The following is a 15,207-nucleotide window of genomic DNA, read 5'->3' on the forward strand; positions in this document are numbered from 1 at the left end:
GCAATCTGTGGCGTGCACAGGGTCGGCGAGCGCGCTTGGAGCTGAAGCACTTCGGACGCCACGTCATGACCCAGTCCGTACTCCATCCTGACGAGATAGAGGGATGGCGCGGGGAGATCCGGGACGGCAAGGTGGTCGAACCCGAGGAGTCCGAGGACTACAACGAGGAACCGGACGACGGCGACACAGCCGACCCCGACGCCACCGATGAGCAGGACCAGTCCGACGAGGAGGCGGCCGAAGACGAAGAGCTGCAGGACCAGGACGACGAGTCCGGCGAGTACGAGGAGGAGCCGGAGGAGGAGACCGGCGAGTACGAGGACGAAGAACCCGAAGAGGAACCGGAGGACGAGACCAGCGAGTACGAGGACGAAGAACCCGAAGAGGAACCGGAGGACGAGACCGGCGAGTACGAGGACGAGGAGCCGGAGGAGGAGCCTGAGGAGGAGCCGGAAGACGAGTCCGGCGAGTACGAGGACGAGGAGTCGGAGGACGAGTCCGGCGAGTACGAGGAGGAGCCTGACGAGGAACCTGAGGAGGAGTCGGAGGACGAGTCCGGCGAGTACGAGGAGGAGCCTGAGGAGGACACCGCGGAGGCTGAGGAGGAGCCCGAGCCGCGGCGGCGTCGTCCCCGGAAGGCCGCAGCAAAGAAGACCCCCGCGAAGAAGGCCCCCGCGAAAAAGGTTGCAGCAAAGAAAACCCCGGCGAAGAAGGCCCCCGCGAAAAAGGCCGCAGCAAAGAAGACCCCCGCGAAAAAGGCTGCCGCGAAGAAGGCAACGCCGCGGCGTAGGACGGGAGCACGCGCATGACCACGGCGGGTGGACCCAGCTCGAGTAGTCTCGCCGACGTCATCGACACCATCTTGGACAAGGGCCTCGTGATCGACGCGTACGTGCGGGTCTCGCTGGTCGGCATCGAATTGCTGACCATCGACGCCCGGGTTGTCGTCGCGAGCGTGGATACCTACCTGCGGTTCGCGGAGGCGGTGAACCGGCTCGAGATCGGCAGCGAGCCGAAGGGGCTGTCCGAGATCGTCTCGGGCGCCACCGAGGGCGGTGCCAAGCACAAGACGAAGGGTGCGCTCGAAGCGGCGGGGGACAAGCTCGGCGGCCTCTTCGGGGGCGGGGAGGAAGAGGAAGAACCGGAGCGAGAACGGGTGTCGCGCAAATCGACGCGAGGTGACCGGTGACGGCCACCTCGGAGCAGACGAAGCAGACCACTGGTGTATACGTCTACGGCATAGTTCCGGCTGGCATCGAGGTCCCCGAGGATGCGACCGGGGTTGCGGACGGCATCGTGGAGGTGGTCACGCAGGGTGACATTGCCGCCCTGGTAAGCGGACTGTCGGTGGATCGGGCGCTCGGCGCACCCGGGGACCTGCGGGCGCATGCGGACCTGTTGGACGGGGTGGCCGGGGTGGCGCCGGTGCTGCCGCTGCGGTTCGGTGCGGTGCTCAGTGACGTCGGCGCTGTGCAGGAGGAACTGCTCTCTGCGCACGCGGACGAGTTCGGTACTGCTCTCGAGCAATTGGAGGGCAAGGCTCAGTACATCGTGAAGGGGCGGTACGTGGAGAAGGCGATTCTGCGGGAGATCCTCGACGAGGACGAGCAGGCGGCGGCGCTGCGCGAGGAGATCCGTGACAAGTCCGAAGACGCGGGCCGTCAGGCGCGGATGGTCTTGGGGGAACTGGTGAGCAACGCGATCGCCGCCAAGCGGGATCGGGACACCCGCAGGGTCGTCGAGGCGCTCGACTATCTCGCTGCTTCGGTGAACGTGCGCGAACCCACGCATGAAGAGGAGGCCGTGCAGGTGGCGATTCTCGTCGACGTCGAGCAGCAGGACGAGCTCGAACGGGTGCTCGGTGAGCTGGCCCAGAACTGGGACGGGCGGGTGGAGATGAAGCTGCTCGGACCGCAGGCGGTGTACGACTTCGTGGTCACCCCGAAGCAGGAGGGGCAGGGCTGAAGGCATGGGTCTGCTTCGTTCATCGTCACCTTGCCGCTGCAACCGGTCGAGGGGGTGATCTCGCTGGCGGAGTTGATCCAGCGGCAGGTGGAGCAGGAGCTGCACGATCCGGCTCGCGCCCGTCGGGCCCTCGAGGAGGCCCGGGAACGCGATGAGATCACCGAGGAGGAGGAAAAGGCAAGCGCAGCAGACGATCCTCGACCAGATGACGGGCGGTGGCGGATCCAGCCCCTGACCCGCACGGCCGGCAACGGGATGCTTCCGGTCCAGGACGGGTCTTGGATCGGGGTGAGCAGTCGTCGGTGCAGGTCGTCGAGCCCGTCGTCGCGCCGCCCGAGGTCGGCGGCCAGCTCGGGATCACGCTTGCGGAGCACCTGTTCGGCGACTCGGGCCAGCTCGCCCGCCACCCGCCCCATCAGGGTGAGCAGTTCCTCCGCCTCCCCGGAGGTGACGTGGTCCGGGTGCCGACGGCGCACACTCTCGGCGACATGTTGCGCCAGCCCGCCCACCGGGCTCAGATCCGACACCAGATGCACCCCGGTGACGATCTGGCGCAGGTCCCGGCGACCGGGGCCTGCAACGCCAGCAAGGCCATCGCCTGCTCCTCACACGGACCGTGTAACTGCTCGATCTGCTGGTTGAGGTCGAACACCCGCTCGGCCAGCGGAAGGCCGACCCGGACGAGGGCGTCGGTTGCCTTCTCGATGGCCTCCCCGGCCAGGTGGCACATCGACACGAGCCGGTCGGTCAGGTCGTCGAGTTGGTCGTGAAACTTTACCCGCATCGCATCAGCATCGTGCACTCCGCCGGGGCTTCGCGCTCGTCCCGCGTAGTTATCGGGAGGGCTGCTGGTTACCAAGAGGCCGCGTCCCCGGTGCCGGCGGAGGTCGGTCGAGGGTGCCGCGGCGGGAGGGGCCGGTGCTCGCCGCGACCCAGCCGGCGGGCGTGCCGTCGGCGGTCGGTTTCGGTCATGCCGCCCCAGACGCCGTACGGCTCGCCGGTGCTCAACGCGTGATCGCGGCACTGCACGAGAACCGCGCACCCCTCGCAGATCTGTTTGGCGTGGGATTCGCGGCGGGCCCGGGCGGTCCCGCGCTCGCTGTCGGGGGAGAAGAACACCGACGATTCGATACCGCGGCACGCGGCGTCCTCCCGCCAGTCCCGGTCGCGGGGGGTGATCTCCTCGGTGGGCGGCGATGAGGGTCCTACGGGCAGCACTGCGGTTCCTTCCTTCCCGAATGTGGGGAGCCGTCGAGACGGATCCCCACGTTCGGGAAGCTTTTCCATGGTGACGGGTATCGGTTACGCCTCGTTTCCGGTAACGAAACCGAAGATCCTGTTTGTGAGGTATGGGGAGAACCAGGCCTGGCCACACCCGGTCGCATGTCCAACTCCGTTCCACCGCTGGCATGACACCCTGTCCCACCCGCTCGGCTCCAAAACGTCCGGTCTGCGTGGGCGAACCCAACAGCGGCGGTGGTCATGTCACGGCGCTCCAGCTGCCACTGCTCCCACGGCACTGCCCCAATCCCGCACTTCCGCAATCGACCAGTGCCTCGTCGGTCTTGTTGGATGCTTACGTCGACTCGCGTCGACGTCTTGGTCGAAGGCGCGGTGCTGGTCGGTGCCGAAGTGCAGTATTCCGGCCGTGACGCCAGGTCCGTCTTGGCCCGCCCCGTCACCTCTCGGGGACGGGGACGGGGACGGGCGAAGGTGCATGCGGGTGCTCCGGAATGCGGTTTGTTCTAGCCGCTGTGGACGAGCTGTTCGACGTCCACCAGTGAGCCGCCGTGTGAGGCGGATCGGACGGCGGCCTCGACCAGTGCCAGGCTCCACAAGTTGTCGTGAGCGTCGGTCTCTGGTCGCCGTCCCTCGTGGATTGCTGCTGCGAATTCCGCCAGTACTCCTTGGCGTTCCTCCTGCGTCGACGGATCGAGGTCTACGCGTAATGAGCCGTGCTGTTCGAGGGCGCCGGGGAGGAAGACGGTATCGAAGACCGACGCCGGACGGGCGATCACCTCGTTGTCGGCCCAGGTCAGTGCCCCGGCGGTGCCTTCGATGTCCCAGCTGCCATCCCAGGTGGTATGTGAGCTGCGCGAGGCCCAGCTGCCGGTGTAGATGGCCCGGGCGCCGGATCGGGACTCTATTTCCACTGTGGCGCATGCATTTCCGTCGAACCGGGACCAGGTCGGGTTCCATGACGTCGCGCGGACTCGGGCGGGTTCGAAAGCCGGGACCACGGCGCGAAGCAGGTCGAGATGGTGGATCGACATGTCCATCAACAATGGCTCGTCCATTTCGAGGCGGAAACCGTCGAATGGGGGGTCCTTCTTGAAGACGATGTTGACCGACTCGACGTCGCCCACCACCCCCTCGCTGATCAGTCGTCGAACGGTGCGAGCGGCTCGTTTGAAGCGGTAGTTCTGCGAGACCATCGCCGATCGCTGCGCCTTGTCGGCTGCGGCGACGATGGTCCGGGCGTCGTCGAGGGTGTCGGCGAGGGGCTTTTCGATCAGGCAGTGGTATCCGGCCTCGAGGGCTTCGACGGTCACTTCGGTGTGCGCGACCGGTGGGACGGCGACGAGTACGGCATCGACCTCGATCTGTGCCTCGATCATCGCCTTGAGGCTGGGGAATGCGTCTGCAGCGGTGAGCCCGACGTCTGCGGCGACCTGGCGGGCGCGGGATTCGTTGCTGTCGATCACCGTCGCCAGGGTCCAATCGGTGTTGCGCTGGATCTGATGGATCCAGCCGGCGCCCCAATTGCCGACGCCTATCTGAGCGATTCGCATGGGAGTCCTTCTGATGTCGTTCGTGGGTGCGGGTCCGCTCGGGGAGGTTCTCCGGGCGGACGTCTGGCTGTGCGTGGTGCGTGCGAGGTGAGAGTTAGGTGTCGGTGCCGAATGCGGCGTCGAAGCTGGCCTTGGGTTGCTCGTATCCGAATTGGCGGAGGAAGGTCAGGGCTTCGGGGGCGCCGAGGAGCCGATCCATTCCTGCGTCCTCCCATTCGACCGAGATGGGGCCTTGGTAGTTGATTTGGTTCAGGGCGCGGAAGCAGTCTTCCCAGGGGACGTCGCCGCGGCCGGTGGAGACGAAGTCCCAGCCGCGCCGCAGATCTCCCCAGGGCAGGTGTGACGACAGTCGGCCGTTGCGGCCGTTGCCGGTCCTGCGCTTGGCGTCCTTGCAGTCCACGTGATAGATCCGGTCCCGGAAGTCGAGGAGGAAGCCGACGGGGTCGAGGTCCTGCCACACGAAGTGGCTGGGATCCCAGTTCAGTCCGAACGCCGGGCGGTGGCCGATGGCCTCGATCGCTCGGACGGTGGTCCAGTAGTCGTAGGCGATTTCGGACGGATGGACCTCGTGGGCGAATCGCACCCCGACCTCGTCGAACACGTCGAGGATGGGGTTCCATCTGTCCGCGAAATCTTGGTAGCCGTCGTCGATCATGGCCTGGGAGGCGGGCGGGAACATGGCGACGGTCTTCCAGATCTTCGAGCCGGTGAAGCCGACGACCGTCGAGACTCCGAGCTTGGCGGCAGCGCGCGCGGTCATCTTCATCTCCTCGGCCGCTCGCTGTCGCACGCCTTCGGGATCGCCGTCCCCCCAGATGCGGGGCGAGAGGATGTCGCGGTGGCGTTCGTCGATGGGGTCGTCACAGACCGCTTGGCCCTTGAGGTGGTTCGACAGCGCCCATACCTGCAGGCCGTGCTGGCGCAGGATCTCGAGCCGGCCTTCGACGTAGTCGTCCTCCTCGATGGCTCGCCAGACATCGAAGTGGTCTCCCCAGCAGGCGATTTCGAGTCCGTCGTAGCCCCACTTGGCGGCGAGGCGACAGACCTCCTCGAACGGTAGGTCGGCCCATTGGCCGGTGAACAGGGTGTAGGGACGAGGCATTTGGGGGCTCCTTGGTGTATCGGGGGTGCGGATGGCGTGTTCAGACCTTGACGAAGCCGCCGGTGCTCGCGGAGCGGAGGACCGCGTCCACGATGTGGGCGGATCGCAGGCCGTCGGCGAAGGTGGGCAGTCCGTCCGGTGTATTCCCTGCGATTGCGGCATAGGTGTGCGCGACGAACAGCGCGAAGCAGTCGGTGAATCCTTGGGGATGGCCGACGGGCACGACGTCGAGGGCGGCGGCGGCCTGCGACCGGGGGTCTTGTCCGCGGTGTAGCACGGTCGCCGAGTCCTTGCGGCCGAGCCACAGGGTCTCAGGGTTTTCCTGGTCGAACACGGTGGAGGCGTCGGTTCCGTCGAGTTCGAACCAGAGCCGGTTCTTCCGTCCGGGTGAGACCTGGCTGACCACGACGGAGCCGGTGGCCCCGGTCTCGGTCACGAACATCACCACCGCGACGTCCTCGGTCGAGGGAGCAGCCGGATCGATCTGCTCGACACCGTTGGCGCGGGGATGCCAGGCCGACAGCACCGCCGAGACCGAGACGATCCGGTCACCGGTGACGAACTCGACCAGGTCACACCAGTGCGAGCCGATGTCGGCGAAGGCCCGGGAACGGCCGTTGCTGTGTGCGTCGACCCGCCAGTTGTGGGCGTCGGGGGCGCTGAGCCAGTCCTGCAAGTAGCTGCCGTGGATGAGCCGCACGTCCCCGAGCCGCCCGTCCGCCACCCGCGCCCGGGCCTCGCGGACGGTGGGATAGAAGCGGTAGGCGAAGGGAACCGTCGCGACCGACCCCATCTCAGCGGCCAGCTCGTACAGCTCCCGAGCCTCGGCGAGGTCGAGTCCCAACGGCTTCTCACACACCACGTGCTTGCCGGCGGACAAGGCCGCCCGCGCATACGGAGCGTGCAGCGCGTTCGGTGTGCAGATGTGCACCACATCCACGTCCGGATCGTCGGCCACAGCCTCGGGACGGGCATATACCCGCCCGGCGCCGAGTTCGGCCGCCGCACGCGCCCCGCGCTCGGTGTCGGAGGCGCCGACCCCGATCAGGGTGGCTCCCGCCGAACGCGCCGAGCGGACATGCAGCCGCCCGATCATCCCCGTCCCGATTACTGCTATCCCTAGCCCGGTCATATCCACCCACTTTTGTTGTTTTTCGATCAAAGTTTGTGTCGTCTCGAACCAACATAGTCGGAACGTGATCATTGACACAACAGCTTTGGCCGTATTTACTCAGATCCATGAACACGTCGTGGCGCCCACAGGGCAACTCGATCGACAGCGCCTCAGCGGGCGGCTTGCTCGAACACATCAGGCGGCGCCAGGGGGCGGCGACCCGGGCGGAAATGGCGCGCCTGACCGGGGTCGCGCGCTCGACGATCGCCCAGCGGATCGACCAGTTGATCGACGCCGGCCTGGTCGTCGAGGGCGGGGACGCGCCGTCCACGGGCGGCCGGCGCGGGACCACCCTGAGCCTGTGTGCGAGCGCCGGGGTCGTGTTGGCCGCCGATCTGGGGGTCACCCACTGCCGGTGGTCGATTGCCGATCTGGCCGGAACCCCGCTCCTGGCGCAGACCCGGGACATCGATATCGCCGACGGCCCGCTGGTCGTGCTGGATCAGCTGATCCAGGACTTCGACGCCTCGCTCACGCAGCTGGGATTCACCGCCGCCGACGTGTGCGGTGTGGGGGTCGGTGTCCCCGGCCCGGTGGAGGTCGACACGGGACGAGCGGTCAATCCGCCGATCATGCCCGGCTGGAACGAATTCTCCGTTACGGACTACCTGCGTCGGCACTACGACGCGCCGGCGTACCTGGACAACGACGTCAACATCATGGCGATCGGCGAATACGCGATGCACTTCGCCGACGAGGTAGACGATTTCCTGCTGATCAAGGTCGGTAGCGGTATCGGCTCCGGAATCATCGCCGGCCGTCAGCTGCAGCGCGGCGGCAAGGGCGCCGCCGGCGACCTCGGCCACGTTCCGGTGGGGCGGGCCGCGGATGTGCCCTGTCGGTGCGGTAACTCCGGGTGCGTGGAGGCGGTGGCCGGCGGAGCGGCGATTCTGCGGCAGCTGCGCGAATTGGGGCATGAGGCCGTGACCGTCCGGGATGCGGCCACGATGGTCAGCGCCGGGCATTCCGACGCGAATCGGCTTGTGCGGCAGGCCGGACGAGATCTCGGCGAAGTCGTCGCCACGACCGTCAACATCTTGAATCCGTCGCTGATCGTGCTGTCGGGGGCGTTGGCCGACGCCGGGGACGAGCTGTACGCGGGCGTCCGAGAGGTCGTCTACCGCCGCTCCACCGTCCTGGCCACCCGGCACCTGCGCATCGTTCACGGAAGACTCGGCGCCGACGCCGGCATCGTCGGCGCCACCGAACTCGTCCTGTCCGAAGTCCTGTCGGCAAAAGCGGTCGACGCCGCCCTCGCCGCCGGAACGTCCCCGGTGGGCCGTGCGAGACAGGACAGGAACGAGGTCCCCGGGGTCCCCTAGCCTCTCGGCAGCACCCCGCCCAAAAATCCGGCGCCACGACGGCCTCCATGTCGTGGGTCTAGTTCGACGTACCCAAACCAGCCCACAAGAACACACGAAAGAAGGACCACAGATGTCTCGGTTCAAGTACTCCTACAACGCGATCGTCTACTACCAGGAAGAGATCGCCAAAGGCATCGACCGCGTTGCCCGTTTCGGATACGACGCCATCGAACTCGTCGGTGAGCCGGAAACCCACGACGTCAACGAGATCAACAAGCTGACCAGCGACGCCGGAATCGAGGTCAGCTCGATCTGCAGCATCTGGTTCGGTGAAGAGCGCGACCTGGTCAACCCGAGCGCGGCGAACCGGCAGAAGGCCGTCGACTACGGCAAGTCGGTCGCCGACTTCGCGGCCGGCGTCGGCGCACCGACGATCATCGTCGGCCCGTCACCGGTCGGGAAGACCGCCGCGCTGGCCGGCAAGGACGAGGAGTGGGGGTGGGCCGTCGAGAACGTGCGGGCCGTCGGTGAGTACGCCGCATCGGTCGGCGTGAACATCACCCTCGAGCCCTGGAATCGCTACGAAACCTACTTCCTCAACCGACTCGATCAGGCGGTGGAGCTGTTGGAGGCGACCGGCCTGAAGAACGCCGGCGTGCACGGCGACATGTTCCACATGAACATCGAAGAGGACTCGATTCCCGGCGCCTTTCTCCGCGCCGGAACGGCCCTCAACCACGTCCACGTCGCCGACACCAACCGGGCGGCACCGGGGGCGGGACACCTCGACTTCCGTCCAACCCTCCGGGCTCTCGCCGAACTCGACTACTCCGGATACCTGGCGTTCGAGCTGCTGCCTGCTTCCAACGATCCCTTCTCGATGTTGGCCAACGGCGGCAGCCAGGAATTCCTCGACGAGTACACCGAGAAGGCCATCAACCACATGAAGGCCGTCGAAAAGGAGCTGTGGCCCGATGCCTGACCTCACGCTGGGACTCAGTTCCTTCATCCTCGCCTCGCCGTTCACCGACGCCGACATGTCGTTGTTCGACCACGTCGCCGACATGGGCTACGACCTCTTCGAAGTCTGCATCGAGGACCCCGCCGCGCTGAGCGCCGAAGTTCTCGCCGAAGCATCGCAACGCACCGGTCTCCCGATCTCGATCTGCGGGGCATTCGGGCCCGACCGCGATGTCTCCCACGAATCGCCGGCCAACAGGCGCGCCGGCATCGAGTACCTCGAGCACTGCATCGACGTGGCCGCCGCCGTAGGCTCGCCGCACGTCGCCGGACCGATGTACTCCGCCACCGGCAAGGCGCGCCTGCTACCACCCGATGAGCGTGCACAGCAGCGGAACTGGGCCGCCGAAAGCCTGCGCGAAGTCGCGGATTACGCGGCAGCACGGGGCGTCACCCTCGCGATCGAACCCCTCAACCGCTTCGAGACCGACCTCGTCAACACGGTGGACCAAGGCCTCGAGCTGTGCGAGCTCATCGACCGGGAGAACGTCGGCCTGATGCTCGACACCTTCCACATGAACATCGAGGAAAAGAGCATCGGCCAGGCCATCCGCGCAGCGGGTGAGAAGGTGTTCCACTTCCAGGTCTCGGAGAACGACCGGGGAACCCCGGGCAGCGGGCACGTTCCGTGGCACGAGACCTTCGACGCCCTACGCGAGATCGACTATCGCGGGTCGATCGTCGTCGAGTCATTCCTTCCCACGGTGGCCGAGATCGCCCGCGCGGTGTCCCTCTGGCGTCCGGTGGCCCCCTCGATGGATGCGCTTGCGCGCGAAGGGCTCGCATTCCTCCGTAAAGAGCTCTCGTCGTGACTGCCGAGCGAAGCCGGACACCCGTAGTCGAGGCGCGGGGCCTGGTGAAGCGGTTCCCCGGTGTCGTGGCCTTGTCGGGGATGGATTTCGGCCTGTACGCCGGCGAGGTGCACTGCCTCGTCGGCGAAAACGGGGCCGGCAAGTCGACCCTGATCAAGACCCTGTCCGGCTTCCACGTTCCCGACGAGGGCGCCGTCCACGTCGACGGTGAGGTCATGGCAGCGAACACGGCGGCCGCCCGGGCCGCCGGCATCGCCACCATCCACCAGGAGCACAACCTGGTGCCGAACATGACGGTCGCGGAAAACATCATGCTCGGGGACTGGAAGGCCCGGCGCGGCGTCATTTCGCCGCGCCGGATCAGGGACGACGCCGAGGCGGCACTGGCACAGGTCGCCCCCCACGTCCGGCCGAACACGCCGGCGGGACAACTGTCCGCCGCGGACGGTCAGCTCGTCGAGATCGCCCGCGCCGTCGCCCAGGACGCACGGGTGGTCATCATGGACGAACCCACCACCGCGCTGGCCGACCATGATGTGGACCTGCTCTTCGGGCTGGTCCAACGGCTCCGGGCCCGGGGCCTGGCGATCCTCTACGTCTCACACAAGCTCGAAGAGGTCTTCACCCTCGCCGACCGCATCACGGTGATCCGTGACGGCGCGACCGTGGCGTCATCGATTCCCGCGGCAGAGCTCGATGCGCGTGCGGTGGTCCAGTTGATGGTGGGCCAACACGTGGAGATGTATCAGCACGTGCCGCACGAACGCGGGGAGGCGGTGCTCACCGTCTCCGGGCTGTCGCGGGCGGGTGCGTTCGCCGACGTCGATCTCACCCTGCACGCCGGCGAGGTCGTCGGTCTTGCCGGTTTGATCGGGGCGGGACGTAGTGAAGTGGCGCGGTGCATCTTCGGTGCAGATCCCATCGATGCCGGCGAGGTGCGCATGGCCGACCAGCCGCTGCAGTTGCGCAGCCCGGTGGACGGCATCCGCGCCGGCATCGCCCTCGTGCCGGAAGAGCGCAAGCTCCAGGCGATCATTCCCGGCCTCTCGGTGCGGGAGAACATCACACTGAGCCTGCTGGACCTCATCAGTTCGCGCGGTGTCCTCAACCACAAAGCCGAAAACGCCGTGGTCTCGCGCTACATCACCGAACTCGGCGTCAAGACCCCCAGCACGGAGACACCGATCCGGTCACTGTCCGGCGGCAACCAGCAAAAGGCCATTCTCGGACGATGGCTGGCCCGCAAACCCAAAGTCCTGATCCTCGACGAGCCCACCAAAGGGATCGATGTAGGAGCGAAAGCCGAGATCCACCGGCTCATCGAGCAGCTCGCCCGATCCGGCGCCGCGGTGCTGCTCATCTCCAGCGAGCTCCCCGAGCTCCTGGAGCTGTCCGACCGCGTCGCCGTCATGAGAGCGGGCCGGATCGTGGCGAACCTCGACAAGACACAAGCAACAAAAGAAACGGTGATGTCCCATGCAGCTGCATAGTGAAAGCCGCAGCACAGCCCCCGCCGACAGCGATGATCGACGGATCTCGCTGTCCTCCCTGGGGCGGCTGGTCAGCGGGCAAGGGCTGCTGGTGGTGATCCTCGCCTTCGGCCTCCTTCTGCACCTTCTCAGCGCCGACTTCCTGACTCCGGCCAACCTCGTCAACCTCCTGTACCAATCGACCATTCTCGGCGTCTTCGCGATCGGCATGACCTTCGTCATCCTCACCTCCGGGATCGACCTCTCCGTCGGCGCCACCGCCGGACTGACGTCGGTTCTGTCGATGGGAGCGGTCGTCCGTTACGGGTGGCCCCCGATCATCGGGATCCTGGTCGGGCTCGCAGTCGGCCTGGTGGTCGGCCTGATCAATGGTGCGATGGTCACCAAACTCGGCATCTCCCCGCTGATCGCTACGCTGGCGACGCTTTCCGCCACCACCGGTGCGGCGTTCGCCTATTCCAGGGGCAGCAACATCACCCCGGTACCGCAGATGCTGCAGGACGCGGTGAACGCCAAGATTCTGGGCATACCCGTGATGATCCCCGCGGTCCTCCTCCTGGCGGTAATCGCGCACTCCTTGCTCACCCGCACCACGTATGGCCGCTCGATCTACGCGGTCGGCGGCAACCCCGAAGCCGCACTCCTGGCCGGAATCCGAGTGGCCCGGGTCAAACTTGCGGCATACGCCATCTGCGGTGTCACCGCCGCCGTCGCCGGCATCATGTTGACCGGCCGCCTGGCCTCGGGCTCCCCCCGGGCGGGCGACGGAATCGAACTGACGGTGATCGCCGCAGTCGTTATCGGCGGAACGAGCCTCTTCGGAGGTCAGGGCAACATCCGCGGCACGATGCTCGGTGTTCTGTTGATCTCCATGGTCTCCAACGCCGTCAACCTCCTCGGCGTGCCGTCCTCGTACGACCAGATCGTCCAGGGCGTCGTCATTTTCGCCGCCGCGGCGCTCGACGTCTACCGCTCCCGCTACCTGCAGCGCGGATTGTCCCGCAAGGCCGCGATCCCGCCGCCCACCGGCACATCGCCCGACAACGACCCGGCACCGGAGCTTGCGCCCACCGGTCCCTCCGCAGACGCAACGGAAGGACCACGCCGATGAGTACTTCGGTCCGACTGCGCCTCGTCGTCGCGGTCACCGCCCTGGCCCTGGCCCTCAGCGGCTGCGGCGGAATGCTCACCGGGGGCCCAGCCGAGGCGGGACAGAAGAAGATCGCGGTCCTGCTCTACAGTCAGGGATTCGAGTTCATGGTCGCCCTCAACGACGGCATCAAAGCAGAAGCGGCGAGACTCGGTGTCGACGTCGTCGTACTCGATGCGCGAGAGGACTCCGCCAAACAGACCCAACAAATCGAGGATCAACTGGCTCGAGGCGTCGACGGTATCCTGCTGAGCCCCAACAACTCCGAAGAGCTCGTTCCGGGTGTTCAGAAGATCAATGCCGCCCATACCCCCGTCGTGACGGTCGACTCCGTGGTCGCCGGCGCAGAGGTGAACGCATCGGTCGCATACGACAACGTCGGTGCGGGACGAATGGCCGCAGAGTACCTGGCCTCGCTGATGAACGGCACTGGAACAGTCCTCGAGTACCAAGGAGCCAAGGGCGCGTACCACGCGATCCGACGCGGCGACGGCTTCACTGAGGGTATCGGGCAGTCGCCCGGTATCTCAGTGATCGGCCGGGACTCGGAGTGGACAGCCACCCAAGCCCTGTCACTGACGGTGGACAACCTCACCGCGAACCCCTCGATCAGCGGAATGTTCAGTCACAACGACGAGATGGTCCGCGGCATCGTCTCCGGGGAGAAGCAGGTCGGCCGCGGCGCGGTCGTCGGGCAGCCAGGTCACATTCCACTCGTCGGCGTCGACGGCACACCGCTCGCGCTACAACGCGTCCGCGACGGGTCACAGGACGCAACGATGGATCAGGACCCCTACACCATGGGAGCGCTGGCGTTGCGCACGCTCATCGAGATTCTCGACGGCAAGCAGGTACCGAAGCAGCAGCTCACCGAGCCGAAGCTCATCACACGGGCGAACGTCGACGACCCCAACCTCTGGGGCAACAAGTTCCAGCCATGAAACGGAGGAACCATCACCGGAAACGCACGCACCACCGCCCCGCCGTCGGCCTCAGCCTCGGGCCTCGGCTTCGGAGGCCTGCTCTCCCACAAGCACTGCGCCGCAGCGACGTCGAAGTCACACTGATCGCTCGGACGGACCCCGCGCGTGCAATGCACTGGTCAGGTCCACCACGATCGCGTGCTCGGTGATCATCCGTCGTTGTTGCGCCGTCAGCACCCAGTCCCGACATTTGCTGGGTACTGGGAGCTTCGAGAGGTCAGTGGGTGGCATCCGTCGATCACGAAGGATGCCCTGGACTGCCCTGAGGATCTTCAAGCGATGTGACAGCGAACTGAAAGCGCCCTGGGTTCTCGGGGCGCTTTCAGTTGGAGACCCGCTCGTGGAGCAGACGGGCTACTTATCTCGCACACCATCCCCGAACGCAGTGACCAGATCCTTTCGTCGCAAGGCCAAGGGGCCGGACGGTGGTCGACCGCCGGCATTCGACAAGGACCGGTACCGCGAACGCAACACCGTCGAGCGTGGTTTCGGGCGTCTCAAGCAGTGGCGTGGAATCGCCACTCGCTACGACAAGTACGCCACCACCTATCTCGGTGGCGTACTCCTCGCCGCCTTCGTAATTCATCACCGCGTCCGCAAATAGCAGACACGCTCTAGCTCGAACGAGGCGCTTGACAGTTGTGTTGTCCGAACATGTTCGCGAACAAGTGGAAACCACTCAAAGGATTGAAGTTGATGTATCCGGCGCGCGAGTTCTCGTTTCCTATGAACAGTGAAAGCGGATTGTATCTCACTCTCTGGTTTAGGCTAAAAATATCCCCGCGTCTGGTCATTCTTATTCTCGGATTCAAAATTCTTCTCATACCATTGATCGCCGAAGTGTGAGGAAATTGCAGAGGCGGTAAGAAAATCCGTAACCTGCGACTCGATCTTGAGTTTCGGGAGGTCGGAAAAGTATTAACGCAGTCACGTTTGATGGCCTCGACATAGTCCACAACGTACTGCTCATTATAATTCCACTGAACTACGGGAGGATGCGTCGCCAAATCGGCTGGCACTCCTGGCTCGTGAATGAACCTTCGGGCTACGCGAGGGTCTCGACCGCCGAGCAGACCGCGGATTCGCAGAGGGATGCTCTCAGCCTGCCGGCTGTTCGCGTGCGTGGACAGACACCGCGAGCGGCGCGAAAACTTCAAGGCCCCAGCTCAACGATATGCACTCTTACCTGACAGAAGGCGACACCTTGGTGGTGTGGCGGATCGACCGGCTCTGTCGATCGCTCCCCACCTGCTGCAGACGGTCGAGGATCTCGACGTCTGGTCCTTACCGGAGAGCTGAGGAGTGGAATCGGTGGCACGCAAGTTCCGCGAGACGCTCGGGTCAAGTCCCTGGAGGTGGTGTACAACGTCGTCGCGTGATGCCTCGTCGGTGAGTCAGGCAGTCAAGGCTGGTGT

The 15,207-nt window shown here is 65.9% G+C and carries 12 protein-coding genes and 5 pseudogenes; 12 read left to right on the plus strand and 5 right to left on the minus strand.

The genetic code is table 11. The features are described from left to right. From MLGJGCBP_RS50380 to MLGJGCBP_RS51515, 4 genes and pseudogenes are all read left to right on the plus strand, one after another. A pseudogene (locus MLGJGCBP_RS50380) lies at positions 1-809 on the plus strand (SRPBCC family protein); the annotation flags it as partial. Then, positions 806-1,189 carry a gas vesicle protein GvpJ gene (gene gvpJ / locus MLGJGCBP_RS07635; RefSeq protein ID WP_087558728.1) on the plus strand — a complete coding sequence of 128 codons (384 nt, stop codon included), beginning with the start codon at positions 806-808 and terminating at the stop codon, positions 1,187-1,189. The pseudogene MLGJGCBP_RS50380 and the gene gvpJ, both read left to right, overlap by 4 nt. Next, a complete protein-coding gene (locus MLGJGCBP_RS07640; RefSeq protein ID WP_160094647.1) occupies positions 1,186-1,965 on the plus strand; it encodes a GvpL/GvpF family gas vesicle protein in 780 nt (259 codons plus the stop codon). The genes gvpJ and MLGJGCBP_RS07640 overlap by 4 nt, the downstream gene beginning before the upstream one ends. A 21-nt stretch (positions 1,966-1,986) precedes the next feature. Next, positions 1,987-2,200, plus strand: a pseudogene (locus MLGJGCBP_RS51515) (gas vesicle protein GvpG). A gap of 16 nt (positions 2,201-2,216) precedes the next feature. Here the strand turns inward: MLGJGCBP_RS51515 and MLGJGCBP_RS07650 are convergent. From MLGJGCBP_RS07650 to MLGJGCBP_RS07670, 5 genes and pseudogenes are all read right to left on the minus strand, one after another. Next, positions 2,217-2,749: pseudogene (locus MLGJGCBP_RS07650) on the minus strand (phosphate signaling complex PhoU family protein); the annotation flags it as partial. A gap of 68 nt (positions 2,750-2,817) precedes the next feature. After that, entirely contained in the window at positions 2,818-3,252 is a 435-nt protein-coding gene (locus MLGJGCBP_RS07655) for a WhiB family transcriptional regulator (protein WP_160094648.1), read from the minus strand. Positions 3,253-3,710: 458 nt separating this feature from the next. Next, positions 3,711-4,757 carry a Gfo/Idh/MocA family protein gene (locus MLGJGCBP_RS07660; protein WP_160094649.1) on the minus strand — a complete coding sequence of 349 codons (1,047 nt, stop codon included), beginning with the start codon at positions 4,755-4,757 and terminating at the stop codon, positions 3,711-3,713. A gap of 94 nt (positions 4,758-4,851) precedes the next feature. Next, positions 4,852-5,859, minus strand: coding sequence for a sugar phosphate isomerase/epimerase family protein (locus MLGJGCBP_RS07665; protein WP_160094650.1), 1,008 nt, complete (start codon positions 5,857-5,859; stop codon positions 4,852-4,854). A gap of 40 nt (positions 5,860-5,899) precedes the next feature. Beyond that, on the minus strand, positions 5,900-6,991 hold the full coding sequence (locus MLGJGCBP_RS07670) for a Gfo/Idh/MocA family protein (protein WP_160094651.1): 1,092 nt from the start codon (positions 6,989-6,991) through the stop codon (positions 5,900-5,902). 107 nt (positions 6,992-7,098) lie between these two features. On the opposite strand from MLGJGCBP_RS07670, the gene MLGJGCBP_RS07675 reads away from it, so the two are divergent. The 8 genes and pseudogenes from MLGJGCBP_RS07675 to MLGJGCBP_RS53695 all read left to right on the plus strand — a co-directional run. Beyond that, positions 7,099-8,355, plus strand: coding sequence for an ROK family transcriptional regulator (locus MLGJGCBP_RS07675; protein WP_160094652.1), 1,257 nt, complete (start codon positions 7,099-7,101; stop codon positions 8,353-8,355). 112 nt (positions 8,356-8,467) lie between these two features. Then, entirely contained in the window at positions 8,468-9,319 is an 852-nt protein-coding gene (locus tag MLGJGCBP_RS07680) for a sugar phosphate isomerase/epimerase family protein (protein ID WP_160094653.1), read from the plus strand. Then, positions 9,312-10,169 (plus strand): sugar phosphate isomerase/epimerase family protein, encoded by an 858-nt coding sequence (locus MLGJGCBP_RS07685; protein ID WP_160094654.1) that lies wholly within the window; start codon positions 9,312-9,314, stop codon positions 10,167-10,169. Before MLGJGCBP_RS07680 ends, MLGJGCBP_RS07685 begins: the two co-directional genes overlap by 8 nt. After that, a complete protein-coding gene (locus MLGJGCBP_RS07690) occupies positions 10,166-11,659 on the plus strand; it encodes a sugar ABC transporter ATP-binding protein (RefSeq protein WP_236580966.1) in 1,494 nt (497 codons plus the stop codon). Before MLGJGCBP_RS07685 ends, MLGJGCBP_RS07690 begins: the two co-directional genes overlap by 4 nt. Beyond that, positions 11,646-12,770, plus strand: a complete 1,125-nt coding sequence (locus tag MLGJGCBP_RS07695; protein WP_160094655.1) for an ABC transporter permease — start codon at positions 11,646-11,648, stop codon at positions 12,768-12,770. Before MLGJGCBP_RS07690 ends, MLGJGCBP_RS07695 begins: the two co-directional genes overlap by 14 nt. Further along, positions 12,767-13,750 carry a sugar ABC transporter substrate-binding protein gene (locus tag MLGJGCBP_RS07700; RefSeq protein WP_160094656.1) on the plus strand — a complete coding sequence of 328 codons (984 nt, stop codon included), beginning with the start codon at positions 12,767-12,769 and terminating at the stop codon, positions 13,748-13,750. The genes MLGJGCBP_RS07695 and MLGJGCBP_RS07700 overlap by 4 nt, the downstream gene beginning before the upstream one ends. A 402-nt stretch (positions 13,751-14,152) precedes the next feature. Then, positions 14,153-14,396: pseudogene (locus MLGJGCBP_RS07705) on the plus strand (transposase); the annotation flags it as partial. Between the two features lie 567 nt (positions 14,397-14,963). Further along, a pseudogene (locus MLGJGCBP_RS53695) lies at positions 14,964-15,185 on the plus strand (hypothetical protein); the annotation flags it as partial. Between the last annotated feature and the right edge of the window lie 22 nt (positions 15,186-15,207).

Origin of the sequence: Rhodococcus sp. T7, from assembly GCF_009872365.1 — a bacterium.
GTDB lineage: Bacteria > Actinomycetota > Actinomycetes > Mycobacteriales > Mycobacteriaceae > Rhodococcus_F.

Excerpts from the sequence above, each read along its gene's own strand:
- MLGJGCBP_RS07660 (WP_160094649.1), bottom strand. The coding sequence starts at position 4,757 with ATGCGAATCGCTCAGATAGGCGTCGGCAATTGGGGCGCCGGCTGGATC.
- MLGJGCBP_RS07695 (WP_160094655.1), top strand. The coding sequence starts at position 11,646 with ATGCAGCTGCATAGTGAAAGCCGCAGCACAGCCCCCGCCGACAGCGAT.
- MLGJGCBP_RS07665 (WP_160094650.1), bottom strand. The coding sequence starts at position 5,859 with ATGCCTCGTCCCTACACCCTGTTCACCGGCCAATGGGCCGACCTACCG.
- MLGJGCBP_RS07700 (WP_160094656.1), top strand. The coding sequence starts at position 12,767 with ATGAGTACTTCGGTCCGACTGCGCCTCGTCGTCGCGGTCACCGCCCTG.
- MLGJGCBP_RS07685 (WP_160094654.1), top strand. The coding sequence starts at position 9,312 with ATGCCTGACCTCACGCTGGGACTCAGTTCCTTCATCCTCGCCTCGCCG.
- MLGJGCBP_RS07670 (WP_160094651.1), bottom strand. The coding sequence starts at position 6,991 with ATGACCGGGCTAGGGATAGCAGTAATCGGGACGGGGATGATCGGGCGG.
- MLGJGCBP_RS07680 (WP_160094653.1), top strand. The coding sequence starts at position 8,468 with ATGTCTCGGTTCAAGTACTCCTACAACGCGATCGTCTACTACCAGGAA.
- MLGJGCBP_RS07675 (WP_160094652.1), top strand. The coding sequence starts at position 7,099 with ATGAACACGTCGTGGCGCCCACAGGGCAACTCGATCGACAGCGCCTCA.
- MLGJGCBP_RS07655 (WP_160094648.1), bottom strand. The coding sequence starts at position 3,252 with ATGGAAAAGCTTCCCGAACGTGGGGATCCGTCTCGACGGCTCCCCACA.
- gvpJ (WP_087558728.1), top strand. The coding sequence starts at position 806 with ATGACCACGGCGGGTGGACCCAGCTCGAGTAGTCTCGCCGACGTCATC.